The organism is Pseudoalteromonas sp. bablab_jr011 (assembly GCF_016464045.1).
Taxonomy (GTDB): domain Bacteria; phylum Pseudomonadota; class Gammaproteobacteria; order Enterobacterales; family Alteromonadaceae; genus Pseudoalteromonas; species Pseudoalteromonas lipolytica.
The window spans coordinates 1-1,032 of the sequence record NZ_JACDWU010000096.1; the positions used below are offsets into that span (position 1 = coordinate 1).

Here is a 1,032-nt window from a genome sequence, read left to right on the forward strand (position 1 = left end):
AAAACAACCGCAGAGTTTGATAAAGCGAATGGTCGTCCAAAATATTTTTGGTATCGGGTTGATAAATCATTTTTAAAGCAAATGACCCAAGCAGATGATGAACTTTTAAAAGAATTTAATGATGATGAGCAACTAGATAATTTACTAATGGGTAAACCAATCAAAAAGCTCAATCCACCTGAAATTTTTAAGTTTCCTTGGAAATACGCAGAAAATATAAAACCTGAAAGTGAGATTAAATTTGGCAAAACAGTGTGGCAAAAATTCACTTCGTTTTTAATGATTGATTTATAAAAACTGGCTGTTAGGCCAACATTGAAAGATAAGGATATCAATGTCTATTTCGTATAGATTCGCAAAAATGAATGCAAGAGTGATGGAAAATTCGCAGAATTTTAAAAATTTTTTTTCGAAAAAGAGGTTTAATAAATTCACTGATTTAATGGGTTTTCAAATAGTAAAAATTTTAGTCTTAAAGGATGAAAAAAGAAGGTTTAAAGATTCAAATTGTATTGATAACGAAGGTCGTTATTTAGGTTTCCAAAAAGCAAATGATGCGATGCTTGCGTTAACACTAGGGCCTATATTACTGGGAGCAGTACTAACTACTTTTATGATTATAGCCTTGATTGCATGGTTCTATGAATTGATATACAAACCGAATATTGCTTCATTTCCTGTATTTTTTGTATGTCTTTCTCTTAGTTTTAACCTTTTCTTCCTCAACTTCGGGCCTATTTTAGCACGCTACATTTTACCTCGACGTGAGGTGTATTTTGACCGCATAAATCAAACGGTAAGCTTTACCTGGTCGGTTGATAATGCGCAAAAGAATGAGCATGGTCATGCGACATTTCCGTTCTCAGATATCGAGGCGTTTTACGCTAAAGCCAACCATTCACAAGGACATGGTGTCACCCATGCGATGTATGTGGCTCATAAAGATTACAGCAACCACCGTGGTGCGTTTAGTGAAATTCGCGTTAAAGACAACCCACAAAACCCAAACTACTGTCGTTATACATGGGAGCG

The 1,032-nt window shown here is 35.0% G+C and carries 1 protein-coding gene and 1 pseudogene; both read left to right on the forward strand.

All coding sequences use genetic code 11. The features are described 5' to 3' along the window. A pseudogene (locus tag JIG41_RS03615) lies at positions 1-294 on the forward strand (hypothetical protein); the annotation flags it as partial. A 67-nt stretch (positions 295-361) separates the two neighbouring features. Further along, positions 362-1,032 (forward strand): hypothetical protein (locus JIG41_RS03620; protein WP_199524268.1); only part of this gene is annotated, 671 nt, incomplete at its 3' end.